This window comes from Paracandidimonas lactea, assembly GCF_021653995.1.
Taxonomy (GTDB): Bacteria; Pseudomonadota; Gammaproteobacteria; order Burkholderiales; family Burkholderiaceae_B; genus Allopusillimonas; species Allopusillimonas lactea.
This window is the reverse complement of record NZ_JAJJOZ010000004.1, coordinates 280,972-307,211: the sequence shown is the minus strand read 5'-3', so window position 1 is coordinate 307,211 and position 26,240 is coordinate 280,972. Positions and strand designations below refer to the sequence as shown.

General features: G+C 61.9%; 24 protein-coding genes and 1 tRNA gene. 22 read left to right on the top strand and 3 right to left on the bottom strand.

The window, feature by feature from the left end; genetic code table 11:
* Window positions 1–159 precede the first annotated feature (159 nt).
* Window positions 160–249 (bottom strand) — tRNA-Ser (locus tag LOL23_RS10295).
* Window positions 250–598: 349 nt separating this feature from the next.
* Here LOL23_RS10295 and LOL23_RS10290 point away from each other — a divergent pair.
* Together LOL23_RS10290 and yaaA are read left to right on the top strand one after the other, a co-directional pair.
* Window positions 599–1,381 (top strand): 3-hydroxybutyrate dehydrogenase, encoded by a 783-nt coding sequence (locus tag LOL23_RS10290; protein ID WP_160979514.1) that lies wholly within the window; start codon window positions 599–601, stop codon window positions 1,379–1,381.
* A 138-nt stretch (window positions 1,382–1,519) separates the two neighbouring features.
* Window positions 1,520–2,308 (top strand): peroxide stress protein YaaA, encoded by a 789-nt coding sequence (yaaA, locus tag LOL23_RS10285; protein WP_160979516.1) that lies wholly within the window; start codon window positions 1,520–1,522, stop codon window positions 2,306–2,308.
* Here yaaA and LOL23_RS10280 read toward each other — a convergent pair whose 3' ends face one another.
* Entirely contained in the window at window positions 2,309–4,516 is a 2,208-nt protein-coding gene (locus LOL23_RS10280) for an FUSC family protein (protein ID WP_160979518.1), read from the bottom strand.
* A gap of 151 nt (window positions 4,517–4,667) precedes the next feature.
* On the opposite strand from LOL23_RS10280, the gene LOL23_RS10275 reads away from it, so the two are divergent.
* The 19 genes from LOL23_RS10275 to pssA all read left to right on the top strand — a co-directional run bounded on the left by LOL23_RS10275 (window position 4,668) and on the right by pssA (window position 25,099).
* Window positions 4,668–5,435, top strand: a complete 768-nt coding sequence (locus LOL23_RS10275; RefSeq protein ID WP_160979520.1) for an SDR family NAD(P)-dependent oxidoreductase — start codon at window positions 4,668–4,670, stop codon at window positions 5,433–5,435.
* A gap of 185 nt (window positions 5,436–5,620) precedes the next feature.
* Entirely contained in the window at window positions 5,621–6,817 is a 1,197-nt protein-coding gene (locus LOL23_RS10270) for an acyl-CoA dehydrogenase family protein (protein ID WP_160979522.1), read from the top strand.
* Between the two features lies 1 nt (window position 6,818).
* Complete coding sequence (locus LOL23_RS10265; protein WP_160979524.1) at window positions 6,819–7,850, top strand: phosphotransferase family protein; 1,032 nt, start codon at window positions 6,819–6,821, stop codon at window positions 7,848–7,850.
* Window positions 7,847–8,293, top strand: a complete 447-nt coding sequence (locus LOL23_RS10260) for a DUF6285 domain-containing protein (protein ID WP_160979526.1) — start codon at window positions 7,847–7,849, stop codon at window positions 8,291–8,293. Before LOL23_RS10265 ends, LOL23_RS10260 begins: the two co-directional genes overlap by 4 nt.
* 9 nt (window positions 8,294–8,302) lie before the next feature.
* The gene (locus LOL23_RS10255) at window positions 8,303–9,955 is read left to right on the top strand and encodes an AMP-binding protein (protein ID WP_237173543.1); all 1,653 of its coding nucleotides are present in this window, start codon (window positions 8,303–8,305) and stop codon (window positions 9,953–9,955) included.
* Window positions 9,956–10,176: 221 nt separating this feature from the next.
* Window positions 10,177–11,394 (top strand): ABC transporter substrate-binding protein, encoded by a 1,218-nt coding sequence (locus LOL23_RS10250; protein ID WP_237173542.1) that lies wholly within the window; start codon window positions 10,177–10,179, stop codon window positions 11,392–11,394.
* A 199-nt stretch (window positions 11,395–11,593) separates the two neighbouring features.
* Window positions 11,594–12,466 carry a branched-chain amino acid ABC transporter permease gene (locus LOL23_RS10245; protein ID WP_160979532.1) on the top strand — a complete coding sequence of 291 codons (873 nt, stop codon included), beginning with the start codon at window positions 11,594–11,596 and terminating at the stop codon, window positions 12,464–12,466.
* Window positions 12,463–13,407 carry a branched-chain amino acid ABC transporter permease gene (locus LOL23_RS10240; RefSeq protein ID WP_237173541.1) on the top strand — a complete coding sequence of 315 codons (945 nt, stop codon included), beginning with the start codon at window positions 12,463–12,465 and terminating at the stop codon, window positions 13,405–13,407. Before LOL23_RS10245 ends, LOL23_RS10240 begins: the two co-directional genes overlap by 4 nt.
* A 12-nt stretch (window positions 13,408–13,419) precedes the next feature.
* Window positions 13,420–14,211, top strand: coding sequence for an ABC transporter ATP-binding protein (locus LOL23_RS10235; protein ID WP_237173540.1), 792 nt, complete (start codon window positions 13,420–13,422; stop codon window positions 14,209–14,211).
* Window positions 14,208–14,909, top strand: a complete 702-nt coding sequence (locus tag LOL23_RS10230; RefSeq protein ID WP_160979993.1) for an ABC transporter ATP-binding protein — start codon at window positions 14,208–14,210, stop codon at window positions 14,907–14,909. The genes LOL23_RS10235 and LOL23_RS10230 overlap by 4 nt, the downstream gene beginning before the upstream one ends.
* A 228-nt stretch (window positions 14,910–15,137) precedes the next feature.
* Window positions 15,138–15,824 (top strand): TetR/AcrR family transcriptional regulator, encoded by a 687-nt coding sequence (locus LOL23_RS10225; RefSeq protein WP_160979534.1) that lies wholly within the window; start codon window positions 15,138–15,140, stop codon window positions 15,822–15,824.
* Between the two features lie 540 nt (window positions 15,825–16,364).
* Entirely contained in the window at window positions 16,365–18,086 is a 1,722-nt protein-coding gene (locus LOL23_RS10220; protein WP_160979536.1) for an acetolactate synthase 3 catalytic subunit, read from the top strand.
* A gap of 10 nt (window positions 18,087–18,096) precedes the next feature.
* Complete coding sequence (ilvN, locus tag LOL23_RS10215) at window positions 18,097–18,588, top strand: acetolactate synthase small subunit (RefSeq protein ID WP_160979538.1); 492 nt, start codon at window positions 18,097–18,099, stop codon at window positions 18,586–18,588.
* A 129-nt stretch (window positions 18,589–18,717) separates the two neighbouring features.
* The gene (gene ilvC / locus LOL23_RS10210) at window positions 18,718–19,734 is read left to right on the top strand and encodes a ketol-acid reductoisomerase (protein WP_160979540.1); all 1,017 of its coding nucleotides are present in this window, start codon (window positions 18,718–18,720) and stop codon (window positions 19,732–19,734) included.
* Between the two features lie 385 nt (window positions 19,735–20,119).
* Window positions 20,120–21,163 (top strand): hemin-degrading factor, encoded by a 1,044-nt coding sequence (locus LOL23_RS10205; protein ID WP_160979542.1) that lies wholly within the window; start codon window positions 20,120–20,122, stop codon window positions 21,161–21,163.
* An 8-nt stretch (window positions 21,164–21,171) separates the two neighbouring features.
* Complete coding sequence (locus LOL23_RS10200; protein ID WP_439652088.1) at window positions 21,172–22,005, top strand: heme/hemin ABC transporter substrate-binding protein; 834 nt, start codon at window positions 21,172–21,174, stop codon at window positions 22,003–22,005.
* A gap of 56 nt (window positions 22,006–22,061) precedes the next feature.
* Window positions 22,062–23,024 carry a FecCD family ABC transporter permease gene (locus LOL23_RS10195; RefSeq protein WP_237173547.1) on the top strand — a complete coding sequence of 321 codons (963 nt, stop codon included), beginning with the start codon at window positions 22,062–22,064 and terminating at the stop codon, window positions 23,022–23,024.
* A gap of 14 nt (window positions 23,025–23,038) precedes the next feature.
* Window positions 23,039–23,872 (top strand): heme ABC transporter ATP-binding protein, encoded by an 834-nt coding sequence (locus LOL23_RS10190; protein ID WP_237173539.1) that lies wholly within the window; start codon window positions 23,039–23,041, stop codon window positions 23,870–23,872.
* Between the two features lie 270 nt (window positions 23,873–24,142).
* Window positions 24,143–25,099, top strand: a complete 957-nt coding sequence (pssA, locus tag LOL23_RS10185) for a CDP-diacylglycerol--serine O-phosphatidyltransferase (protein ID WP_237173546.1) — start codon at window positions 24,143–24,145, stop codon at window positions 25,097–25,099.
* 96 nt (window positions 25,100–25,195) lie between these two features.
* Here the strand turns inward: pssA and LOL23_RS10180 are convergent, their stop codons facing one another.
* Complete coding sequence (locus LOL23_RS10180) at window positions 25,196–25,738, bottom strand: hypothetical protein (protein ID WP_160979546.1); 543 nt, start codon at window positions 25,736–25,738, stop codon at window positions 25,196–25,198.
* Window positions 25,739–25,906: 168 nt separating this feature from the next.
* On the opposite strand from LOL23_RS10180, the gene rpsO reads away from it, so the two are divergent.
* Window positions 25,907–26,176, top strand: coding sequence for a 30S ribosomal protein S15 (rpsO, locus tag LOL23_RS10175; RefSeq protein WP_160979548.1), 270 nt, complete (start codon window positions 25,907–25,909; stop codon window positions 26,174–26,176).
* Window positions 26,177–26,240 lie beyond the last annotated feature (64 nt).

Genomic DNA, 26,240 nt, shown 5'->3' with positions numbered 1-26,240 from the left:
CTTGGCCCTGTGCGGCTGGAACGGTGTGATTAGCCGTGTCTGATGAATGCCCTATCCCCCGTTTGTGGGGAAGAGCCCAAGTAAGGCGGCCCGGGCGCCCGCCGTAGCGGCCGCAAAAACAAACAAGCGCCCCGAGAGGCGCTTGTTTGTTTGATATTCTGGCGGACAGGGTGAGATTCGAACTCACGATACGCCTAAACGTATACCGGATTTCGAGTCCGGCGCATTCGACCACTCTGCCACCTGTCCTGGTGGGGCTGGCATTGCCGGCCTTTTGCCTGCTGCCTTTGCCTACTATCGTGCTAGGCAAGGTATGCGCAGGGCCGGGTCGATGGCAGCCACGCTGTCAGGCAAGTCCGCTATTCTAGCAGCGTTTTTCTAAAAATCAAATCAGCTTGGGCGGATGTGTTGGATCTGTAATCACCGAGATCCAACTCTCTGTTCTCTGCTGGTGGGAAACGCTCGGACAGGTCATAGTGGATTAGCAACCGAGGCCGGAATCTCTGGATCCTGCTGGTATGAAACCCGCGGACAGGTCAGCGGTAAACTATGCGGCGTACGCAGGCGGCACTCAACCACTTATCGAAAAAGGAAGATCATGCTGACAGGTAAACATGCGATTGTGACCGGTTCCACCAGCGGGATTGGCCTGGCCATTGCCCGTGAACTGGCATCCAATGGCGCCAATATCGTGCTGAACGGGTTCGGTGATCCCGAGGCGATCGAAAAAGAGCGCGTCAATATCGAACTGGAGTACGACGTCAAGGTTTATTACCTCAATGCTGATCTTTCCCAAGCGGCGGGTACGCGCGCATTTATTGCGGAGGCTGCTGGCAAGCTGGGAGGGCTGGACATCCTGGTCAACAACGCCGGCATCCAGCATACGGATCTGATCGAAGATTTTCCGATCGACAAGTGGGACGCCATCATTGCGCTGAACCTGTCGGCGGTATTCCATGGCACTGCGGCCGCACTGCCGTATATGAAGAAGCAGGGTTGGGGCCGCATTATTAACATCGCGTCGGCGCACGGTCTGGTGGCGTCGGCGCACAAGTCCGCCTATGTGGCGGCCAAGCACGGTGTGGTTGGCCTCACTAAAGTCACGGCGCTCGAAAATGCTGGCAATGGCGTCACGTGCAATGCGATCTGTCCGGGCTGGGTGCGTACTGCCTTGGTCGAGCGGCAGATCGAGGCGCTGGCGAAAGAGCGCGGCGTGGATATCGAGGCGGCCGCGCGTGAGTTGCTGTCAGAAAAGCAGCCGTCGCTGCAGTTCGTCACGCCCCAACAACTGGCCGGCGCCGCAGTGTTCCTCACATCCGAGGCGGCTGACCAGATGACGGGCACCACGCTCACGCTGGACGGCGGCTGGACGGCGCGCTAAGGCCGAGAAGGGGCGGAAGCAGCCGGCCTGGAGGGCCGCCGCTTCAGCGGCTGAAATACACGCAACGAGCCAACGCGGTGCTGCTCGGTGCCGCGATTCGTTGATGACGACTCAACAGGATTACAGGAATACACAAGCATGCTGTTGGTACTTTCTCCGGCCAAGAAGCTGGACTATGACTCGCCGGTGCGCACGACGCTGCATACGCAGCCGCAGTTCGTGCCACAGGCCGCCGAGCTCATCAAGGTGCTCAAGAAAAAGTCGGCGTCGGACATCGCCACCCTGATGAAGCTCAGCGATGCGTTGGCGCAATTGAATGCCGAGCGCTATGCGGCATGGAAGCCCGAGTTCACACTGAGCAACGCTCGCCAGGCTATTCTGGCGTTCAACGGCGACGTATACGAGGGCCTGAATGCGGCGACGCTCTCCGATGCCAAGCTGAAATGGGCGCAGGATCACGTCGCATTGTTGAGCGGCCTGTATGGCGTCTTGCGCCCGCTGGATTTGATGCGGCCCTACCGGCTCGAGATGGGGACGCGGTTGGCGACAGCCAAGGGCGAAAACTTATACGACTTCTGGGGCGGCACCATTGCCGCTTACCTCAACGAGCGCCTAGATGCGCTGCCGGCGCGCGGCAAGAGCAGCCGTGTGCTGCTGAATCTGGCGTCGGAAGAATATTTCAAGGCAGTGGACCGCCAGACGCTGGATGCGCGTGTGGTGCAATGTGTATTCCAGGACGCCAAGAATGGTGTCTGGAAAGTGATCAGTTTTCATGCCAAGCGGGCTCGCGGCCTGATGGCACGCTACATTATCGATCACCGCGTCGACAAGCCCGAAGCGCTTAGCGGCTTTGACAGCGAGGGCTATGCGTACGCGCCGGATCAGTCCACACCCGACCGGATGGTGTTCCGCCGCGCTGAGGCCTGATCAGGCCTCAGCCGTCGCGCCACTCAGCCCACGCATTTCATGGCCGATAAGCTCGGCTGCCTTCATCATCTGCCGAAGTGGATAGGCGAGCGTAGCCAGCTCGCCTTCGGTTTCGATGGAGGCTGGTGGGCTGGCGTTTTCGTCGCGCAAATAGGCGGCGATAGCGTCTAGCGACGCCTGGATGCCTGGCGGCACCGTGCGCAGGCTGGCCAGGATGGGGATGGCCGACGTAATCTGCAGCGCCAGCACATGGTTCTGTATGAGCAGATGGTTCAATTCAGGCACATTGCGCTGGCGTCGTACGGGTTCGTCCATCATGCGATAGAACGCCGCCGCAAAGTTTCCGAAGGCGATGTGCACGTTCTTGCGTGCAACGCGCCAGCGCATTTCCGCATCATGCTGGGCTGTTTCCAGGGCCGGCTGTGGCTGGCCGGCGACGGCCTGGTCGCGGCTAAGGCGTGCATACTCGATGCCCGCGTTCAAAAACTCGATGTTGGCGCGGCGCAGTGCCGCTGCGAGCGATGGCATGAAGTTGTATTCCCACCATGGCAGGATATAACTGCAAAGCAGGGCGATCGCGCAGCCTAACAGTGTGTCGATCAGGCGCTCGCCGATCACCAGGCTTGAGTTTGGCGAGATGAAGTGGAAAACGAGCAGCACGAATATCGTATTGAACAGGGCCGCAAGCATGAAATTCACCTGAATCAGGCTGTAGCCCAGCACGCAAGTGACGATCATAATTGCGAAGTAGGCCTGCGGGTTGTCGGTGAGCGAGAACAGCAGCAGGGCGATGGCACAGCCGAGCAGTGTGCCCGTGAGCCGCCAGCCGTTGCGCTGGCGTGTCAGCGCATAGCCCGGCTTCATCACGACAAATATAGTCAGGATGATCCAGTAGCTGTGCCCGCTGAGGGCCTGGTTAACACCTTCCTTGGCAAACAGTGTGCTGATCACTGCCGACAGCGTCAGGGCCACAAGGGTGGCGGCCGAGACACGCACCGCATATCGGAAATGCGGTGAATCCATGCGCAGGTTGCTGGTTAGCATGCCCAGCCGCCATTTCTTGCGCTGCAGGAAGCGGTTTAGGGAGCTTTCCAGGCGCGCGTCCACGAGCTGTGTACTACCTTCGCCGCGCATGTGTTCGGCCATGCGGTCTACCAGCCGCGATGCATTGCGCAGCCGACGCAATATCTGCACCAGCAACGCATAGATTTCCGGGCTATTTTCGGCCATGCCATCGCGTTTGTAGTTTTCGAGTTCGTATTCGATGGCGCGCATTTCCGCCTTGACGCTGCTGCGTTCGGGCGTGGCGCGGTTGCGGGCGATATTGAGCGCCTGCACTGATATAAAGCGGGCAAGTTTGCGCAACGCGTCGCGCGCAAACAGCAGCACGTCGCTCTCGGGCAGGCTGCGCCGCAGTGTGGCGTAGTCGGTATGCGTGGCCACCAGCGTGTCGAGCAGCGCCACCATGTCGATGAACACATTCAACAGGCGCCCGCGCAGGCGATCGGCACGCCGTTCGCCCCGCGGCAGCTCACGCAGCACCATATCGCGTGCGGCCTGATGCTGGTCTGTCATTGAGGCCTGAGCATGCACTAATTGCCGATAGCTGGTTTCGAGGTCTTCGTTGATGTCGTAGAACTGCGAGCGCACACGCATGTAGTCGGCTGTGGCAAACAGGGCGGAGGACAGGGTTTGTTGAGCTTCCCGGTGCCAGAACAGCCGGTGTATGAGCAGGCTGTACAACAAATAGAACAGACCGCCCAGGAATGAGTAGGCCGTATGGGCCAGCACTGCCTGGGGGGCAAGCGGCTCGCGCAGGGTCAGCGCCATGATCAGCAAGCAGGCGAAACCCAACAGGCCGCCATGCTTGCCAAACACCGTGAACATGGAAAACGTGAAGGTAAGCGCCGGTACGACAAACCACAGCACCAGGCTATGGGAAGACGCCAAGCCAGTCACAAGCGACGAAACCGACCCCAGCAGCAAGGCTGCCAGCATGCCATTTCGCCCATAGCGCCGCGGCCCGCCCGGCTGATCGATGACCGCAACGCAGGCTGCGCCAATCGAGGCGATGACCCCAGCCAGGAAATGCTGCATCATCGCGCCGATTACCAAGGCGGGAAGCAGCACACCGATTGCCTGGCGCAGCCCACCGAAAAAATAGTGGCTGTAGAAAAAGCGCTGGAGTTCGGGCAGGCGGTACACCATGGTGGTGATCAGAGGGGTCGCGAAGCCTAGACATTAGCACGGCGCATACGGCCCGGCGCCCCGGTTTGGTCGAAGGGTTCAAAAAATGCCTCTTGGGGCGATTATTGAAAAAAACGAACGATCGTTCTATAATTGATCGGGGAGACAAATCATGAACGAACTATTCAGCCTGAAAGGCAAGACTGCGCTCGTTACTGGCGCGGCTGGCGGGCTCGGCACACGGTTTTCCCAAGTGCTGGGGGCGGCGGGTGCGCGGGTGGCGCTTGTGGGGCGCAGGCTCGACCCGTTGCGGACGCTGGCCGATACGCTGGTGGCCCAGGGCATCCAGGCCCATCCCGTTTCAGCCGATGTCACCTGCGAGGAATCGTTTAGCGCCTGTCTCGATGACGTCGAATCTACGCTGGGCCCGGTGGATATCGCGGTCTGCAATGCCGGCGCAACGGTTACCGGCAACGCGCTGTCGCTGCGGCTCGACGACTGGCAGCAGGTAATGGATGTCAATTTGAAGGGCTGTTGGATTGTGGCCAGCCAGGTGGCCCGGCGCTTGGTCAAGGCAGGGCGGCCCGGTGCGATTATCAACGTCTCATCGATTCTGGGCCACCGTGTGGCAGGTGGTGTGTTGCCCTATACCGTCTCTAAGGCGGGGCTGGAACAAATGACTCGGGCGCTTGCGCTGGAGTGGGCGCGCCATGGCATACGCGTCAATGCCTTGGCGCCGGGCTATGTCGAAACTGACTTGAATCGCGAGTTCTTTGCGTCGGAGCCGGGCCAGGCGCTCATCCGGCGTGTCCCGCAACGGCGTTTGGGGCAGCCTGGCGATCTGGACGGCGCACTTTTGCTGCTGGCATCCGATGCGGGGCGATACATGACAGGCAGTTCGGTGGTGGTCGATGGCGGCCATCTACAGTCGACACTGTAGGCCGAGCGCCACTGGCTACACAAGGTATATGTGCGCGATGCGCGATGCGCGTATATGCCGTATAGCAGGCAGTAGACAGATCGCGGGCAGCACGCAAACTGAAGTTCGCCAGCAAGCAGCAAGCAGCAAGCAGCAAGCAGGTAACTCATCCACGAAGCAGTTTCTGAAACAGGAGCCGGAAAGGCATGGATTTCACACTCTCAGCGCGGGCCGACGACATGCGCCGCCGTATCCGCCGATTTGTCGATGAACAGTTGATTCCGCTGGAAGCGGATGCCGCGTCCTTCGATGAGCACGAAAACATCGAGCCTGGGCTGCTTTTGCGCATGCAGGACACGGCACGCGGGCAGGGGCTGTGGAGCCTGCAGATGCCCACCGAAAGAGGTGGGCAGGGCTTCTCCATCAACGAGATGGCCGCCTGCTATGAAGAAATGAACCGTTCGATTTTCGGGCCGGTTGTCTTTAACAGCGCCGCGCCCGACGACGGCAACATGATGGTCCTGAACAAAGTAGCCACGCCGGAACAGAAGGCACGCTGGCTGCAGCCCATCGTTGATGGCACGGTAAGGTCGTCTTTTGTCATGACCGAACCGGCGCCCGGCTCGGGGTCTGATCCTGCCATGATGCGCACGACGGCCGTGCGCGATGGCCGCAACTGGATCGTCAACGGCCACAAGCATTTCATCACAGGCGCGGGTGCGGCATCGCACTTCATCCTGATCGCACGGACGTCGGATGACACGCGCAAAGGGCTCAGTGCCTTTCTTTTTCACAAGGACGACCCGGGCTGGGAAATCGTGCGCCGCATCCCCATCATGGGGCCCGAGGAACATGGCGGCCACTGCGAGCTGCGCTTTCACGACATGGTGATTCCGGACGAAAACCGCTTGATGGAAGTGGGCGATGGCTTGAAGCTGACGCAGATCCGCCTCGGGCCGGCCAGGCTCACGCACTGCATGCGCTGGCTGGGCTTGTCCAAGCGGTCGCTGGAGATCGCGTCGGAGTACGTGTCGCACCGTGAATCGTTTGGCGCCCGTCTTGCGGACCACGAAGGCGTGCAGTGGATGCTGGGTGAGGCAGCCATGGCGATCCAGACGGGTCGGTTGCTGACCATGCACGCGGCGTGGAAGCTGGATCAGGGCGACTTCGCGCGCAAAGAAGTGTCCATGGCCAAGGTCGTGGTGGCCGACACCCTGCACAAGGCGGTCGATACCGCCATCCAGCTTTGCGGCGCCCGCGGCTATTCGCGCGACACGCCGCTGGAATGGATCTACCGCTACGCGCGGCAGGCGCGGCTGGTGGATGGCGCATCCGAAATCCACAAGATGGTGTTGTCGCGCAACCTCATCAAGGAAGGCGCTGATTTCTGGCAATGGGGCTGAGATGAGTGCACTGTCGACGCATGCGTACGTACTGGCGGAATATATTCGCGCTCGTTGCGGTGCACGTGCGGCGCGGGTGCGGGATTTCGCGCAACTGTCGGGCGGCGCCATCCAAAGCAATTACGCGCTGACGCTGGAGTGCGAGGGCGGCGAGTATCCGGGGTGTCTCGAGGTCGTGGTGCGCAGCGATGCGCCGTCCAAGGTTGATGCAAGCATGACGCGGGCCCAGGAGTTTGCGGTGCTGCAGGCTGCTTATGAAGCCGGCGTCACTGTCCCGAAGCCGCTGTGGGCATGCGACGACGCCAGCCTGATCGGTGCGCCGTTCTGTGTCATGGCGCGCGTGCGCGGCGTGGCGTCGGGCCGCACGCTGGTGCGCGGTGGCGTGGCCCCCGAGCAGGCTGCCGCGCTGGTGCGCCAACTCGGGCAGGAGCTGGCTCGGCTGCACAGGGTGTTGCCGCCGCAGCCTCGGCTGGCGTTCTTGCCATTGCCGGATGCGCCGCCGGCATTGTCGCGCATCACAGCGCTGAGAAGGGCGCTTGATGTGCTGCCTGATCCACACCCGGTGCTTGAATATGCATTGAACTGGCTGGAAGACAATGCGCCCGGGCCGACGCCGCGGGTGCTTTGTCATGGCGACTTTCGCACCGGCAACTATATGGTGGACAACGGGCGGGTAACTGGCATACTCGATTGGGAGTTCGCCGCATGGAGCGATCCGTACGAAGACCTGGGCTGGCTGTGTGCACGCAGTTGGCGCTTTGGCGGCTTTGACAAGGAAGTGGGCGGCATCGGCCATAAGCAAGACTTGTTCGGTGCCTACGAGCAGGCCGGTGGGCGCAAGGTGGATCCGCGCTGTATCCTGTACTGGGAGGTGATGGGCATGGCGCGCTGGGCGGTCATTGCATTGCAGCAGGCCCAGCGGCACATTTCCGGCGAGCAGTCCTCCCTTGAACTGGCGCTTACGGGGCGCCTGTTGCCCGAGATCGAGCACGATATTCTTGCCCAGATCGATGACATGGGGAGTTTCACATGAGTTTGCGACCCGATGCCGGGGCGCTGCTTGCGGTTGCGCGGCGCACCCTGCTCGATACGATTCTGCCGGCCTTGCCAGAAGAACAGCGCTACGATGTGCTGATGATTGCCAACGCCATGGCCATCGCGGGGCGCGAGCTGGCGCCTGTGGCCGAGTGGGCGCTCGCGGAGCAGCGCATGTATGCAGCGTTCGTGGGGGCAGGCGCGGGCGTGGCCGATCAGCCGGGTGCGCCTGCCATCGACAACCATGGCGCCGGCGGCACAGCGCAGGGCAAGGACGTCGGCCTGGTCGATGCCGCCGATGCGGAGCCGGAGCGGCTGTTGGCCCGGCGCATCCGTGCGCGCGCCATCCCTGCCGAAGATGATGTGCGCCTGCGCGCGCTGTTGCGCGCGGTCACGCTGGCCAGGCTCAAGATCAGCAACCCCAAGTATCCAACGCGATGAGGGCGGCATATGGGCGATAAGCATAAGAGCGGCCAATACGTGGCCAACAAATACGAGCTGGGGCTGGATCGGAACTCCGCCAACTATGCCAGCCTCACGCCACTGTCTTTTCTCGAGCGTTCCGCGCATATCTTCCCCGGCAAGGTGGCAGTCATCGATGACGATGGTGCGTTCACCTACCTTGATCTCCTGGCCCGCTGCAAGGCCATGGCCAGCGTGCTGGCGCGGCACGGCATAGGTCGAGGTGACACCGTATCGATGTTGTGTCACAACAGCCATGAGTTGCTGGAGGGGCATTATTTTGTGCCCACGGCCGGAGCGGTGCTCAATGCGCTGAATACACGGTTGGACGCAGACACGCTGCGATTCATCCTGGTGCATGCCGAATCGCGCATCCTGTTCTACGACACGGAGTTCGAGGCTTTGGTGCGCGCTGTGACGCAAGGCATGGACGATGCGCCGCTTTTGGTGGCGATTGAGCGCGATGCCGGCCCAACGCAAGGCCTGGCGCAGCACGAGTACGAGGCGCTCTGTGCGGCGGGCGACACAGCGTTCGTGCCGGTGGATATACGTGATGAATGGGATGCCATCACCCTCAACTACACCTCAGGCACCACGGGCAATCCAAAAGGCGTGGTCTATCACCATCGCGGCGCCTACCTGGCTGCCATGAGCAATGCCATGGCCATGGAAATGACCGCCGCCGCGGTGTACCTGTGGACCTTGCCCATGTTCCATTGCAATGGCTGGTCATACACTTGGGCCGTGACGGCGGTAGGCGGCACTCACGTATGTCTTCGCAAAGTAACGGCCGACGCGGTGCTGGCGCGCATCGAAAGCCACCGCGTCACCCATATGTGCGGTGCCCCTATTGTGCTCAATATGCTGGTCAACGACTTTCACCAGGCGGGGCGGCGCCTGGGCAGCGCCGTACAGTTCGCGGTGGGCGGCGCAGCGCCGCCCAGCACGGTGATCAGGAACGGGCGCGAGGTGGGCTTCGACATTACCCACCTGTATGGCTTGACCGAATCGTACGGCCCGTCCACGCTATGCGTGCGCCAACTCGAATGGGACGGCCTCCCCATCGAGGCGCTGGCATTGAAGATGGCGCGCCAGGGCGTGGGGCTGCACGCGATCGGCCAAGTGGCTGTGGCGGGGTCCGATGCCGGTACGCTGGCGCCCGCCGACGGGCAGACCATGGGCGAGATGCTGATGCGCGGCAACACGCTGATGAAAGGCTATTTGAAAAACGAGGCGGCGACGCGCGAGGCCTTTCGCGACGGCTGGTTCCACACCGGCGACTTGGCGGTGATGCACGACGATGGCTATGTAGAGGTCAAGGACCGCGCCAAAGACATCATCATCTCGGGTGGCGAGAACATTTCCAGCCAGGAGGTCGAAGAGGTGCTGTACCGCCATCCGGCCATCCTGGAAGCGGCCGTGGTTGCCATGGCTGACGACAAATGGGGCGAAACGCCCTGCGCCTTCGTCACCTTGCGCGACACCGCGAGCGCGGTCGACGAAGCCGCCGTGATTGCCTTCTGCAAGGCAAACATGGCATCCTTCAAGGCACCACGCAAAATAATCTTCGGCCCCTTGCCCAAGACGTCTACCGGAAAAATCCGCAAGAACGTGCTGCGCGATAGCCTCAGGCAGGCTTGAGGTCGCGGTGCAGGGCCATCCGCGTCATCCCGCTGCCGGCGGCGGGGCAAGGCATCATCGCGGTTAGGCCGCAACAACGCCGGATTGCAACACAGTTGGAACGCAGCACAGTCGTATAAGCATCATGCTCTTGTATTACCAAAATATAAAAGGAGACAGACATGTTCAGGCTAGCGGCATCAGTGGTTCGTGTATCCACTCACGTATCGGCGCGCCCATCTATGCGCACTTCATTCCAGGTTTCGCTGGCCGTGCTGGCCAGTGCTGCGGCGCTGGCGGCCACGCCGGCGCGCGCGGCGCAAGAGCCCATACGCATCGGGGCTATCTACATCATGTCGGGCAGTGCGGCCAGTTATGGCAAGTTCGCCCAGCAAGGCATTGATCTGGCCATCGACGAAATCAATAACAGCGGCGGCGTCCTGGGCCGTAAGCTCGCGGTGCAGCTGGAAGACGGGCAAGGCAAGGCCGCCGTTGCCATCCAGGCGGCGCGCAAGCTCGTGTTCCAGGACAAGGCCGACGTGCTCATGGGGCTGGACAGCTCTGGTGTAGCGCAGGGGCTGGCCCCGGTCGTACCCGAGTTGCGCAAGCCTTTCATGATCACGCACGCAGCCACGCCCGACGTGACCGGAAAGCTGTGCAACAAGTACACATATCGGCTGAGTGTCAACGTTAACCAGAACATGGCAGGTGCGGCGGCGATCGCGGCCGGCTCGGGCGCCCGCAAATGGACCACTATCGGGCCTGACTACGCCTTCGGCCATCAGTCCTGGGAGTTTTTCAGCAAATACCTCAAGGAGCAGAAGCCCGATGTCGAGTTGATGAGCGAGGTGGCGTTTCCGCGTTTTGGCGCTGAAGACTTCACCCCCTTCATCAACAGCGTCATGGCGAGCAAGCCGGATGGCGTGCTCATTTCGCTGTGGGGCGGCGACTTGGTCAACTTCGTACGCCAAGCCAATGACCGCGGCTTTTTCAAGCAGGGTTTCCAGGTGCTGATGTCGGTAGGTGCGGCAACCGAAGTACTGGCCGCGCTTGGCGACCAAATGCCGGAAGGCGTCTGGCTGGGTACGCGCTACTGGTACGCCTCGCACGACAATGATCTGAACAAGAAGTTCGTGCAGGCCTACAAAAAAGCCTATGGCGTGCCGCCCAGCTATAACGCCGAGGGGGCTTACATGGCCGTTCATGTGTTCAAGGCCGCCATCGAAAAAGCAGGTTCAGTGGACGGCGATGCCGTTGCCAAGGCGCTGTCCGGTCTGACTGTGTCCGCGCCCACCGGCGGCTTGACCTTCCGCAAGGAAGACAACCAGGCGCTGATCGGGCCGACCTGGGGGCTGACCGGCGCCATGAATACAGAAGACAAAATCCGTTCGCTCACCAAGGTGCGGAACTTCGACGGCAACAAGATCACGCCGGCCCCCGATTCTGCCTGCAAGCTGTAGCGCAGGTGTGCGCGTCCGCGGGCGGTGGGGCGCAATAGTGTGTTGATTGTCCCCTGCCGCAGCCGGGCGTGCCAGCGTTGATCGGGTTGCGAGCCGCTGCCTGGTACGTCCATTTTCGTGCGACCTGCCTGGCGCAATCTTGCCGGCGGGCCGTTCCGAGGTGCAAGTTGGCGCGCCGCCAACCTTTTCTGGAGTTCCCATGAGCAGTCTGGGTCTGGCTTTGCTCAACAGCCTCGATATCGGGCTGTTGCTGTTCGTCATTGCCGTCGGTCTGAATATCGTCTTCGGCGTGTTGAATGTCATCAACTTCGCGCATGGCGCGCTGTACATGGTGGGGGCGTATCTTGCCTATAGCTGCATTGCTGTGCTGGGCTGGCCGTTCTGGCTCACACTGCTGGCTGCGCCGCCGGTAGTGGCGGCGCTTGCCGTGGTGATCGACCGCGCCATGCTGCGCTTTGTATATCAACGCGAAGTCACCGACAGCCTGTTGCTGACGTTTGCGCTGCTGCTGATCATCAACGAGTCAGTTCGCATGATCTGGGGGACCGGTATCCATGTGGTCGATCCACCCGCGCTGCTGCGCGGCACTATGATGCTGCCGGGCGGCATCTCGTATCCGGTCTACAGCCTGTTCGTGGTCGGGGTGGGGCTGGTGTCGCTGGCTGGCCTATGGCTGTTGTTCAATCGTACGCGCGTGGGCAAAATCATGCGCGCAGCGGCGCTGGACAGGGAAATGGCGCAGGTGCTGTGCATCAACACACGGCTGGTGATCACTGGCGTCTTTGCCTTTGGCGCATGGCTGGCGGCGTTGGCTGGTGTTGTGGCGGCACCCATGCGCGCCATCGACCCCGGCATGGGCGACAAGGTCATCATCGAGAGCTTTATCGTGGTGGTGATTGGCGGGCTGGGCAGTTTTCCAGGTGCGCTGATGGGCGCAATCGTATTGGGGCTGATACATGGCCTGGGCGGGCGCTATATGCCGGAAGTGAATCTGGTACTGCCCTTCGTGGGCATGGCCATAGTGCTGCTGCTCAAGCCGCATGGTCTCATGGGAAGGAGGGCGTCGCTGTGAAAACTACCGTCAATGTGGCTTTGCTTGCCGCCATGCTTGCGCTGCTGGTCGCCGTACCCTGGATCGCGCCTTATTTCTACATCTTCATCGCCACTGAGATACTGATCCTGGGTCTGTTCGCTGCCAGTTTCAATCTGGTCTTCGGCTATACCGGCATGCTCAGTTTCGGGCATGCTGCTTTCTTTGGCGTAGGTGCGTATGCCACGGCCATGCTGCTGCAGTCCTGGCAATGGCCGCTGCTGGCCTGTCTGGTCGCATCCGTCGCGGCCGGTGCTGTGCTGGCGCTCATCATCGGTTTCTTCAGTGTGCGCCTGAACGAAGTTTATTTCGCGATGCTCACGCTGGCCTTCGGCATGATGGTTTTCGGTGTCGTTCATCAATGGCGCTCGGTGACCAACGGCAGCGACGGTATTGCTGGCTTTACCGTCGGGTCGCTCGGGCTGGGGATGGATCTGGCGCTGGGTAATCCCAGTGTCTACTACCATGTGGTACTGGTGCTGGTCGTGCTGGCCGCCGCGGTGTTGTACCGTATCTGCCGCTCATCCTTTGGCTTGATTTTGCGTGCAATACGCCAAAATCCCGAGCGTGTCGCATTCTGCGGCGTCAACGTGCGCGCCTACCGGCTTGCCGCCTTCACGATTGCGGGCGCCTTTGCCGGCCTGGCGGGCGGGCTGATGGCGCCATTTTTGCGTATCGCCAGCCCCGAGTTGGTGCATTGGTCCATGTCCGCCGAGCCGGTGTTGATGACTATCCTTGGCGGAAGCGGCTATTTCCTTGGCCCTTTCTTTGGCGCCGGTATGTTCGTACTGCTCGAAACATGGATCACCAGTGTCACGCAGGCCTGGATGCTGGTGCTGGGCATCATCCTGGCGCTGATGGTAATGTTTTTTCGCCGCGGGGTGCTTGGCACGCTGCTCGACTGGGCGCAGGCGCGCAAATGACCGGGGGCAATCATGGCTGAACCCATTATGGCCGAACCAATTCTGCGGGTATCGGGGCTGGGCAAGCAGTTCGGCGGCGTGGCCGCTGTGTCTGGCATCGACCTCGACGTCAACCGCCACGAAACACTGGCCATCATCGGCCCCAATGGCGCGGGCAAGACCACGTTTTACAACCTGCTGTCGGGCCGCATGCAGCCAAGCGCGGGCCGCATCCACTTCGATGGGCGAGACATCACCGGCATGCCCGCTCATCAGATCAGCCGGCTGGGCATCTCGCGATCCTTCCAGATAAACAATATTTTCAATGAGATGACCGTGCGCGAGAACGTCGAAGTGGCGGTGACCGCGCGACGCGGCGAGGGTAAGCGCTGGTTCAATCTGGCCTCGCGCAACGCGTCGGCCCGCAAAGAGGCCGACGCATTGATCGAGCGGTTGTCGTTATCGGAGCTCTCCAGCCAACGGGCGGGGGTGATCAGCTACGGCGACAAGCGTCTGGTCGAGATTGCGGTGGTGCTTGCCACCCGCCCGCACCTTGTGCTGCTGGACGAACCTACCGCGGGCATGACGCCCGATGAAACCCATCGCGTGATGGCGCTGGTGAAATCGCTATCCCAAAGTGGCGACTATACCTTTCTGGTCACTGAGCACGACATGCACGTGGTGTTCGGGCTGGCCGACCGCATTCTGGTAATGCACCGTGGCCGAAAACTGGCGCTTGGTACGCCCGAAGAGGTCCGGGCGCACCCCGACGTGCGGCGGGCCTATCTGGGCGATGCCGACGAAGACTTGGGAGGGCAGGCATAATGCTGGAAGTCAGGGATATCCACACTTATTACGGCGAAAGCCATGCCCTGCAGGGCGTGTCTCTGCACCTGGAAGAGGGCGAGATCGTATGCCTGCTGGGGCGCAACGGGGCAGGTAAAAGCACCACGCTGCGCAGCATCATCGGACTGACGCCCCCGCGCGAAGGCAGCATCGCCTTTTGCGGTAAAGAGGTCGCCGGGCTGCCGGCCTACCGCATCGCCCGCCGCGGCATTGGCCTGGTGCCCGAAGACCGCCGCATTTTTCCCACGCTGACGGTGCGCGAAAACCTGGAAGTCGGCCAGTACCGGCGCTCTGATGCCTCAGGCTCATGGACAGTGGAACGCATTTTCGATCAGTATCCCATGCTGGCCGAGCTGGCCAACCAGGACGGCGGCACACTGTCGGGCGGCCAGCAGCAGATGCTGGCGGTGGCCCGTTCGCTCATGAGCGAACCGCGCCTGTTGCTGCTGGACGAGCCCAACGAAGGCCTCGCACCAGTCATCGTCAGGCAGATCGGCGCGCTGATCGACGAGTTGGCCAAGACCACAACGATTTTGTTCACCGACCAGAGCGTGCACTTTGCGCTGCGCCACGCGCGCCGCGCCTATATCCTGGAAAAGGGCAGGGTGGTGCATGAGGCCAGCAGCGAGGCCCTGCGTGCCGACACGGAAACACAGCAGCGCTATCTTTCGGTCTAGCGCCGCGAGCCTATTCGTGTCCGGCCCGATTACGCGAGCGGGTCATACGTGCGCCAGACCAGCGATCAGCGTCATTCAGGAGGGCATCTGGCGCGCCTCTTCTCGTAACGGCGCATCTGGTGCGCTTCTTCCCGTAAACTTTCGTTCTTTCGCATTTATTGCGGTTTTGCTGCTTTCCGTATTCCTTGCGTCCCGCGTATCGCCTATGTTTTGCCGGAGTGTTTGCCGATGATCGGTGATTTCGAGTCATTCAAGGCCGGTCTGAGCCTGTCGCAGACGGAGATCTGCCGCGCGTTGTACCGTCAGAATCCCGACCTTATCCGCATCAAGAAGGAGCACGTTGCAGTACGCAACCTGGTGCGCATCATCGATTCGACCCTCAAGCTTACCCGCCGCAATGGTTTTCATGCGATGTCGCTGCGTGATCTGTCCGCCGACACCGGTATGAGCATAGGCGGCCTGTATGCGTATATCCGCGGCAAGGAAGATCTCATCTATCTGATCCAGCATCACGGCATCCATCTTACGCGGCGCACGCTGCTCGACTACACGCAAAATATCGCCGACCCGTGCGAACGCTTGCACGCGGGCATCAAGGCTCACGTCTACCTGAGCGAATTGCTGCAGCCCTGGTTTTATTTTTCCTTCATGGAGGCGAAAAACCTGCCCGAGCCCCACAAAAAAGAGGCCATCGCAGTCGAACTCGAGGTGGAAGGCATTCTGCGGGATATCATCGCCGACGGCATGGCCGCCGGCGTCTTCCGCGCTGTCGATGCGGGCTTGCTGGCCGCCCTGTGCAAAGCCATGATGCAGGATTGGTATCTCAAGCGGCGCAAGTACACCACTTACCAGGTAGACGCCACTGGATACGCTGCGTTCATCTGCGGCGTGCTCGACCGCTACCTGGCGCCGTGAAGCGGCGCGCCTGCTGAACAGCCAACTGCGACGCTGCGGCTAAGGCGCCTATAGCCATGCCAGCGCCCGTCCAGGCTGCCCGTTCAACTCATGCCGGCGCCGCTGCCTGGGCAGCAAGCAGCGCGGGCCCCCCTCCCATCCCGCGCCACCGTTGCGCAATCCCCGCATTCGGCCCCAATTTGCCGGCTTTGCATTTGCCTGATCCCCCGCAACGCGGTACATTAAGCAGTCTATTTGTTCAACACCCCGAACAAATCTGCTCCAAGGCTATGTTGCCCGGGCCACCCGCCCGGTTTTTTGTGCCTGTCTTACCTGCTGCTGGCCGCGCCAAAAGCGTGTCGCCACAGCTTCCGTTTCTACCTCCCGCATCCCAAGGATGCTCGTGCTTTGTTTCGACGAGTGCGGGTCGGGTCGGCAAGGTGTCTGGGTGGAGTGGCTCCGTGAGCCATCAAGCGCCAGATCATGTTGCCGGTACCGGTTCAATCTCTGGCCTGTCATGGCCGATCGGGGCATTCGCACTGGTTACGAAAGGAAAACCAGATGGAACTCAATGGCGCCGATATCGTCGTGCGCTGCCTTGCCGAAGAGGGCGTAGAACACGTCTTCGGCTATCCTGGCGGTGCCGTACTCTACATCTACGACGCAATCTACAAGCAGGAATCCTTCAAGCACATTCTCGTGCGTCACGAGCAGGCAGCCGTGCACGCCGCCGATGCGTATTCCCGTTCATCCGACAAGGTCGGCGTGGCCCTGGTAACCAGCGGTCCCGGGCTCACCAATGCCGTCACCGGCATTGCCACTGCCTATATGGACTCTATCCCGATGGTGATCATCAGCGGCCAGGTTCCTACCGCGGCCATTGGCGAAGACGCCTTCCAGGAGTGCGACACAGTCGGCATCACACGCCCCTGCGTCAAGCATAACTTCCTGGTGCGCGACATCAAGGATCTCGCCGAGACCATGCGCCGCGCCTTCTATATCGCCAAGACTGGCCGTCCCGGCCCGGTGCTGGTCGATATCCCCAAAGACATTACCGTCGCCACATACAAATACACGCCTCGGCGGGGCGACGTACGCATGCGCTCCTATGCGCCGGTCACCAAGGGCCATCATGGGCAGATCAAAAAAGCTGTCCAGATGCTGCTGTCGGCCGAGCGCCCCATGATCTACGCGGGCGGCGGCGTTGTGCTGTCCGACGCCTCCCAAGAGCTGCGCGAATTGGTGGCACTGGCCGGAGCGCCATGTACCACCACGCTGATGGGTCTGGGCGCCTATCCCGGCTGCGACGACAAATTCGTCGGCATGCCGGGCATGCACGGCACCTACGAAGCCAACATGGGCATGCAGCATTGCGATGTGCTGGTGGCCGTGGGCGCGCGCTTCGACGACCGCGTCATCGGCAACCCGCGCCATTTTGCGCAAAATCCGCGCAAAATCATACATGTGGATATCGACCCTTCGTCGATTTCCAAGCGCGTGCGCGTCGATGTGCCTATTGTCGGCAGCGTCAAAGACGTCCTGCAGGATATGATCGAACTCTACAGCCAGGCTGTTGCCGAAACGCCGCCCGAGGCCGGGCGGCTCGCCAAGTGGTGGGAGCAGATCAACACCTGGCGCGGCCGTAAGTGCCTGGACTACGAAAAGTCCGATACGCTCATCAAGCCGCAGTCGGTTGTCGAGGCGCTGTGGGAAGTCACTGGCGGCAATGCGTTTGTGACGTCCGACGTCGGCCAGCACCAGATGTGGGCGGCGCAGTACTACCGCTTCAACGAGCCGCGCCGCTGGATCAACTCCGGCGGCCTGGGCACCATGGGCGTTGGCCTGCCCTACGCCATGGGCGTGCAGATGGCCAATCCGGATGCCGATGTGGCCGTCATCACGGGCGAGGGCTCCATCCAGATGAACATCCAGGAGCTCTCCACCTGCAGCCAGTATCGCCTCACACCCAAGATTCTGTGCCTGAACAACCGCTATCTGGGTATGGTGCGGCAATGGCAGCAGATCGATTACGGCTCGCGCTATTCCGAATCGTACGTCGACGCCTTGCCCGACTTCGTCAAGCTCGTCGAAAGCTACGGCCATGTGGGCCTGCGCATCGACAAGCCCGCGGATGTCGTGCCGGCGATCCGCGAAGCGTTTACCAAGCACAAGAACAGGCTGGTGTTTCTCGACTTCATCACCGACCAGACCGAAAACGTCTGGCCTATGGTGAAGGCGGGCCGCGGTCTTACCGAAATGTTGCTCGGTTCCGAAGACCTGTAAGGAGAACACCATGAAACACGTGATTTCCATTCTGCTGGAAAACGAACCGGGCGCGTTGTCGCGCGTGGTCGGCCTGTTCTCCGCCCGTGGCTACAATATCGAAACGCTTACTGTCGCGCCCACCGAAGATCCCACACTGTCGCGCATGACCATTGTCAGCATTGGGTCTGATGAGGTGATCGAGCAGATCACCAAGCACCTGAACCGGCTGATTGACGTTGTGAAAGTAGTGGATCTTTCGGAAGGCCCGCACATCGAGCGCGAGCTCATGCTGATCAAGGTCAGGGCTGTCGGCAAAGAGCGTGAAGAGGTCAAGCGCATGGCCGACATCTTCCGCGGCCGCATCATCGATGTCACCGACAAGGCGTACACCATCGAGCTGACCGGCAATCAGGATAAAATCGAGGCCTTCATCGGGGCGCTGGACCGCAGTGCCATCCTGGAAACTGTGCGCACGGGTGTGTCCGGCATCGGCCGCGGCGAACGTGTGCTCAAGCTCTAGCCAGGCCCCGGTCGGGCAGGGTGGGCCAAGCGGCCGCCCGCCCACGGCAAAAGCAGTACCAAAACAAGAGACACCCTCTCTCTACGAATTACGAATCCATCCCTGCATACAAGCATTGGAGCAAGATAAATGAAAGTGTTTTACGACAAAGATTGTGACCTCTCCCTCATCAAGGGCAAAACCGTTGCCATCATCGGTTACGGCTCCCAGGGCCACGCGCATGCACTGAACCTGCACGAGTCGGGTGTCAATGTGGTGGTCGGCCTGCGTAAAGGCGGCGCCTCCTGGAGCAAAGCCGAAAACGCAGGCCTGCAGGTCAAAGAAGTGGCCGATGCAGTCAAGGGTGCCGATCTGGTCATGATCCTGCTGCCCGATGAAAACATCGCCGAGGTCTACCGCAGCCAGGTTGCCGCCAACATCAAGGCGGGCGCCGCACTGGCGTTCGCGCACGGCTTCAACGTGCATTACGGCCAGGTGCAGCCGCGCGCCGACGTCGACGTCATCATGATCGCACCCAAGGCGCCAGGCCACACCGTTCGCGGCACCTACCGTCAAGGCGGCGGCGTGCCCGCGCTGGTCGCCGTGCATCAAGACACGTCCGGCGCCGCCCGCGACATCGCCCTGTCGTATGCCTGCGCCATCGGCAGTGGCCGCGCCGGCATCATCGAAACCAACTTCCGTGAAGAAACCGAAACCGACCTGTTCGGCGAGCAGGCTGTTCTGTGCGGCGGTACGGTCGAGCTCATCAAGGCTGGCTTCGAAACGCTGGTCGATGCCGGCTACGCGCCCGAAATGGCCTACTTCGAGTGCCTGCACGAGCTCAAGCTCATTGTCGACCTGATCTACGAGGGCGGCATTGCCAACATGAACTACTCCATCTCCAACAACGCGGAGTACGGCGAATACGAAACCGGCCCCAAGATCGTTACCGACGATACTCGCGCCGCCATGCGCAAGGTGCTGGAAGACATCCAGACCGGCGTGTACGCCAAGAACTTCATCCTGGAGAACGCCGCCGGTGCGCCTACGCTCACCTCGCGCCGCCGCATCAATGCCGAGTCGCAGATCGAGCAGGTCGGCGGCAAACTGCGCGCCATGATGCCCTGGATCGCCGCCAACAAGCTGGTTGATCAAAGCAAGAACTGATTTTGCTTTGCCGGCGGCCGGCCCCAGCGGGGCGCAGGCCGCTGGCGAAACGCCTTGTGCGCTCGCGCGATTGGCTGGCCCGCAGGCGCCGCGCCAGGGCCGCCAGGCTAATCAGGCATCTGTAAAAACACGCCCTCAAGCGTCTTACCCCCATCGTTGGAATTACTCCAACCACAGGGTGCGGCACTTGGGGGCGTGTTTTTTTCCGTTCCTGTTTGTCTGGGCCCGCAGCCCTTGTTCCAATCGATAATAGAAATTATTATCATGTGTTGCGTCGCCGCTATGTCGTCGCCACGGTAGGGTGCCCGCGTTGTCCGTTCCGTCGCCCTGCTGCGTTGTCGGCACTCACGCAAAGCAATATAGAATAAGTAAGGAAGCCTCGCCTATGACTACCTCATTCGATACTCACGCCCAGGCGCTGCGCGCGCGCTACGACGCCTTCGTGGCAGGGCAGCCCAAGGCTCGCATACGCACGCTGGCGGCGCAGATGCGCGTTTCCGAGGCCGAGTTGGTCGCCGCCGGCTGCGGCGGTATCCGGGCCACCGCCTTAAAAGGCCCGGTACAAGATATCTTCAAGTCACTGGGCAGCTTGGGCCGCGTCATGGCGCTTACACGCAACAACTGGTGCGTACATGAGCGCCATGGCCGCTACGAGGACATCCGCGCCGGTAAAACCATGGGTTTGGTGCTGGGGCCAGATATCGACCTGAGGGTGTTTTTCGGTCCGTGGCGATACGCCTGGGCTGTCACCGACAACGGTCGGCGCAGCCTGCAGTTCTTCGATGCCGCAGGCATGGCGGTGCATAAGGTGTTCGTCACCGACGAAACCGACGCCTTAGCCTACGATGCGCTGGTCGATGCATTCATCGAGCCCGATCCCCGGTGGCCCGCCATCCAGCCCGCGCAGCCCTTCCAGGCGCCGGCAACGCCCGCAACGCCGGCACTTCGCACCGACTGGCTCGCCATGCAAGATACGCACGAGTTCCACGGCCTGCTCCAAAAGCACAAGGTCTCGCGGCTTACCGCTCTGCGGGCAGCGGGCCAAGACCTGGCCCAGCAGGTGCCGCCGAGCATAACCGAACGCATGCTAGCCGATGTCGTCGCGCAGCAGGTGTCCTTCATGTGCTTCGTTGGCAACCACGGCATGATCCAGATCCATACCGGGCCCATCCACAAGCTGCTGCGCACGGGGCCTTGGTTCAATGTGCTCGACCCGCACTTCAACCTGCACCTGGATACCACCGCCATTCACACGGCTTGGGTCGTCAACAAGCCCACGTCCGACGGCTGGGTCACCTCGCTCGAATGCTACACCGAGAACGGCGAGCTCATTGTCCAGTTCTTTGGCGCCCGCAAGCCCGGCCAGCCCGAGCTTGCCAACTGGCGCGCATTGTTGTGCAGCTACTGCGCTCAGCCGCTGGCGGCATGAACATGTGCATAAGGATGAGCATCCGCACATTCATCGCCGCGGTGTTCCTGGCCGGCTACACGTGCATGGCGAGCGCCGCGCCCGCGCCCGAGCGCGTTGTCACTCTGGGTGGCAGCGTCACCGAAATCGTCTACGCGCTCGATCGCGGCGCCTTGCTTGTTGCCACCGACGAATCCAGTCTGCATCCCGAAGCGGCCACGCGGCTGCCCCGGGTGGGCTATTACCGCAACGTGCCTCTCGAAGGCGTCGTGTCCATGCAGCCCGATCTGGTCCTGGCCTCCAGCAACACGGGCCCGCCGCACGCGCTTGAGCGTATCGCGGGTCTGGGCATCACCGTCGAAAAGGTCTCAGACGACCCCAATATCGAATCACTTTATCGTCGTATCGGGCAGGTGGCTGAGGCGCTGGGCGCGCAGGCCGAAGGCAGGGCGTTGGCCGCGCGCATTCGTGCCGATGTCGCGCGTGCGCAGCAAGGCGGTACGCCAGCGCTGCGTACAGTGGTGCTGATCAATCGCACCGGCACCTTCATGGCGGCAGGCAGGCACACCGCTGCCGATGCCGTGCTTGGCCTGGCGGGGCTGCGCAACGCATTGGCCGATCAGCAGGGGTACAAGCCCCTGTCCACCGAGGGTCTAGCCGCCCTGCGGCCCGAGTTGATCATTATCACTGCCGCATCGGCCCAGGCCAGTGGAGGGCTGCAAGCGTTCAGCCGCCAGGCTGGCGTGTCATCCACGCCGGCGGGCCGCCAGGGGCGTGTGTTCGGCATGGATGATGCGCTCATCCTGGGCATCGGTCCGCGCGTGGCTCAGGCAATCACCCAGCTCAAGCAGGCCGCCCATTGATGCCGCAGGCCATGTCGTCCGGTTCGCGCAAGCTTGCCCCCCGTCTCGTCATGGCCATGTTGGCTGCGGCGGTGGTGTTGGCCATGCTGGCCGCGGCAGCAGGCGGGGCGGTCGCCATACCCTGGGCCCGCATCCCTGGCCTGTTGTGGGGCGCGCAAGAGCCAGGCGAAGCATTGCTGCGCAACATCCTTGTCGATATCCGTTTGCCGCGTGTGCTATTTAGCGCGCTGGCGGGCGCAGCGCTTGCGCTCACCGGCGCGGTCATCCAGGCGCTGTTTCGCAATCCGCTGGCCGAACCGGGGCTGGTGGGCATCAGCGCGGGCGGGGCGCTGGGCGCGGTGGCCGCTATCGTGCTCACGTCCGGCGGCTTCGTGGCCATCGCTGTCAGCGCGTTTGCAGGCAGTCTGCTCGCCACCTTCATGGCCTATGGCATAGGCCGCCGCCATCCCGGCGTTGCCGGCATCCTGCTGGCGGGCATCGCCATCAATGCGGTATGCGGCAGTGGCATCGGCGTTTTCACATACTTGGCCAACGACGCCCAACTGCGCGACCTCACCTTCTGGAACCTTGGCAGTCTTGCGGGTGCCGACTGGCCTACCTTGGCCTGGGCAGGCCCCTGGACGCTGCTGCTGCTGCTCTACTTGTGCAGGCAGTGGCGTGTGCTCAACGCCTTGTTGCTGGGCGAACGCGAAGCCGCGCATCTGGGGTTCGCCCTGCAGGTGGTGCGGCGGAGGCTCATCATCGCGATTGCCTTGGTCATTGGACCACTAGTGGCCGTAACGGGCGGCATTGGCTTTGTCGGCCTGGTTGTGCCGCACCTGATGCGCATGCTGCTGGGCGCGCATCATCGCCATCTGCTGCCTGCCGCGGTGTTGGGCGGGGCTTTGGTGCTTACGCTGGCAGACTGGCTGGCTCGCGTGCTGGTGAGTCCGGCCGAGCTTCCCATCGGTCTGGTCACTAGTCTGGTGGGCGGGCCGTTCTTCTTCTGGCTGCTGTTGCGTCGGCGGGCGGTCGCATGAACGGGCAGGGGGCCATGATGCCGTCATTGGGCCGCGGTATCGACCGCATTGAGGCCATCGGCGCTACGGGTGTTCACCTCGCGCGCGGAGGGCGCGAGGTGCTGCGCGGCGCCACACTCGCCGTGCAGGCGGGCGAGGCAGTGTCGCTGCTGGGCGCAAATGGTGCCGGCAAGTCCAGCCTGATGGCCGTGCTTGCTGGTGAACTGGCGGCCAGCCGCGCCGACGATGGGCCCTATATCAATGCGCAGCCGCTTGCCTCGCTGCCCTTGGCCCGCCAGGCGCGCATGCGTGCCATGCTGCCCCAGCGCTCCGCATTAGCCTTCGACCTGCTGGTGGCCGAGGTCGTGGCCATGGGCGCCTATCCGTTTCCCGAGCTCATGCCCGATGCCGTCCGGGCGCTCATTGCCCAAGCGCTCGACAGAGCTGATGCCGCTCATCTGGCCGGCCGCCGGTATCTTGAACTGTCTGGCGGCGAGCAGCAGCGTGTGCATCTGGCGCGTGTTTTTGTGCAGGTATTGGCGGGTCGGGGCGACGACACAGCGGGGCGCTACCTGTTGCTCGACGAGCCCACCTCCAGCCTCGACCCGAGGCATCAGCACGAATTGCTGCGCGCAGTGATCGCACTTGCGCGCGGCGAACGCATTGGCGTGCTACTCATCCTGCACGATATCAACCTGGCCGCGTTATGGAGCGACCGCATAGCGTTGCTGGAGCAGGGTACGATATTTGCCTGCGATACGCCTGAGCGCGTGCTTACGCCCGCCAACCTGCGCCGCGTCTTCGGCATGGATGTCCATGTGGCACCGCATCCGCGCCATCCGGGCAAGCCGCTGGTGGTATTTGGCTGAAGGTGGTGAGGCAATCGGTCAAGGTCGGTTCTGGGCCCGCGCTGGCCGCCCATGGCAGGTTGCATGCGTGTATTTGCATGCGCGCCACACAAACATTGTGGCCAATTGGGTTATTCTTCTACAACGAACCGGGTTATAGCCGGCGCCTTGCCACCGTCCGTGGCATTGCTTCAGCTCGCCAAAGGCGACAAGGCGCGCGCCACCCTGGGGTGCGCCCAATCAATTGTCGTGCCACCAGCCCTGAATCCCACTCCTGTTGCCATTCAATCTATGCCAGAACACCTGTCCAACGACGAGACACTGCGCCGGCGCAGCATCTACCTGCTGCCCAATGCTTTCACTACCGCCAATCTATTTGCTGGTTTCTACGCTGTCGTGCAGGCCATGAACGGTCGCTTCGAAGTGGCCGCCATCGCTATTTTCCTGGCCATGGTCTTTGACGGCATGGACGGGCGGGTGGCGCGCCTGACAAACACGCAGTCCGCCTTCGGCGAGCAATACGACTCGCTGTCCGACATGACATCCTTCGGCATTGCGCCCGCACTCGTGATGTATGTATGGGCGCTGCAAGGTCTGGGCCGTTGGGGCTGGCTGGCCGCCTTTGTCTACGTGGTGGGGGCCGCGCTGCGTTTGGCGCGTTTCAACACCAATATCGCTGTGGTCGATAAACGCTTCTTCCAGGGCCTGCCTAGCCCTGCAGCGGCGGCGCTTGTGGCCGGCTTCGTATGGCTCAACGTCGATAACAAGCTGCTCATGGACCCAGTCACCATTTCCTGGCTGGCCTTCGTGCTGACAGTCTATGCAGGCGTGTGCATGGTGTCGAACGCCCCGTTCTATAGTGGAAAAACCTTCGCCCTGGGCCGCAGTGTGCCGTTCTGGGTCATGCTGGTGCTGGTGGCTGGCTTTGTGTTTGTATCCAGCGATCCACCCGTCGTATTGTTCCTGTTGTTTGTCATCTACGGGTTGTCAGGCTGGGTAACCCAGTATTGGCGCTGGCGTCGCGCGCGCGCACTCACCCGCATGCGCCAGGATCCCCCCGAGCCCGCCGAGACACCGACCGAGCCTTCTATCGGCCCCGCTGCGTCCTCCGGTATGGCGCAAGGCGCGCCAGGCCCTGATCGCGGCGCGTCGGGCAGCACCGGCGGGCCTGACGCCGCGCCTGGTGTGCGCGGCCCCGCTGCGGATGAGCCACAGCCCGGCGGCAAACCACCGGGCCCGCGTTTCTAGCGGCCATTGGCGGCCGGTGTGGCGCCAACTGGTGCGGTTTGCAGGCCTGCCGCAGGGCCCCGCAGTGCTGGCGCTTTCCGCCAGATACGCCCGCGCCTAGTTGAACCAACTGTTGTCATTCTGTTCGTACATCGGGTCGGGGCCTGGGTGAAAACTTGTCACCCGCTCCCCGTCGGTGCCGAAGTACACGTACATCAGCGAATTCCATACCCCCGATTGCAGATAGCGGTAGCTCCATACCAATTGCGTATTCGATGGCAGGCCAACTGTGCTGATATCGGCGGGTGGGCCGAATTCGCACCGCACTTGATCTCGTGTCCAGGTGCCCGTACGAAGTTTTTCGAAATGCCGGTCGGTTAACAAAGGCTCGATACGATCGATATTGCCCGAGGCATTCACGTTGGCGCCCCAGGCATACTGCCCCAAGGGCTGCTGGCTCCAGATTACGCGCTGTGTGCCGTTTGGCCCAGGGCATGAAAACCCGGGCTTGCCCCATTTGGCCTCTACCACCGAAAGCGGCGAACCCGGTGGGGTTTGGCTCATGTTGGCACAGGCGGCAAGCAAGCCGAGCACCACAGCGCTGGCGGCCAGGCGCGCACGGCGAGGCAGGAAAGAGGTGGGTTGCGGGGGCGATTTCATGGGGGGCTCCGATCGGGCCGGCATTTTCCGGTATAATGCTCTCTTCTTTGCGGCAGGCGCGTAAAAATATGCGTGGCAAGCCCTAAAGAAGGCATGCATAAATTGTAGTTTGTTCAACACTCCACGTCAGGGCACCTCGGCTCTGTCGCTCGTAAAAGAGGATCAATAATGTCTGTTTCTGACATCAACAAGTCTGACATCGTCGCGCAATATCAGCGCGCGCAAGGCGATACCGGCTCCCCCGAAGTGCAGGTTGCGCTGCTTACCGCCCGCATCAACGAACTGACGGGCCACTTCAAGGCGCACGTCAAAGACCACCACTCGCGTCGTGGCCTTCTGCGCATGGTCAGCCGCCGTCGCAAGCTGCTCGATTACCTGAAGGGCCGCAATCCCGATTCGTACCGCACTCTGATCGAAAAGCTCGGTCTGCGTAAGTGATACCGGGGGCTGGCTCCCCGCGTTGGAACCGTGCACACTGCGATAGCCATCGCGGTGTACACGG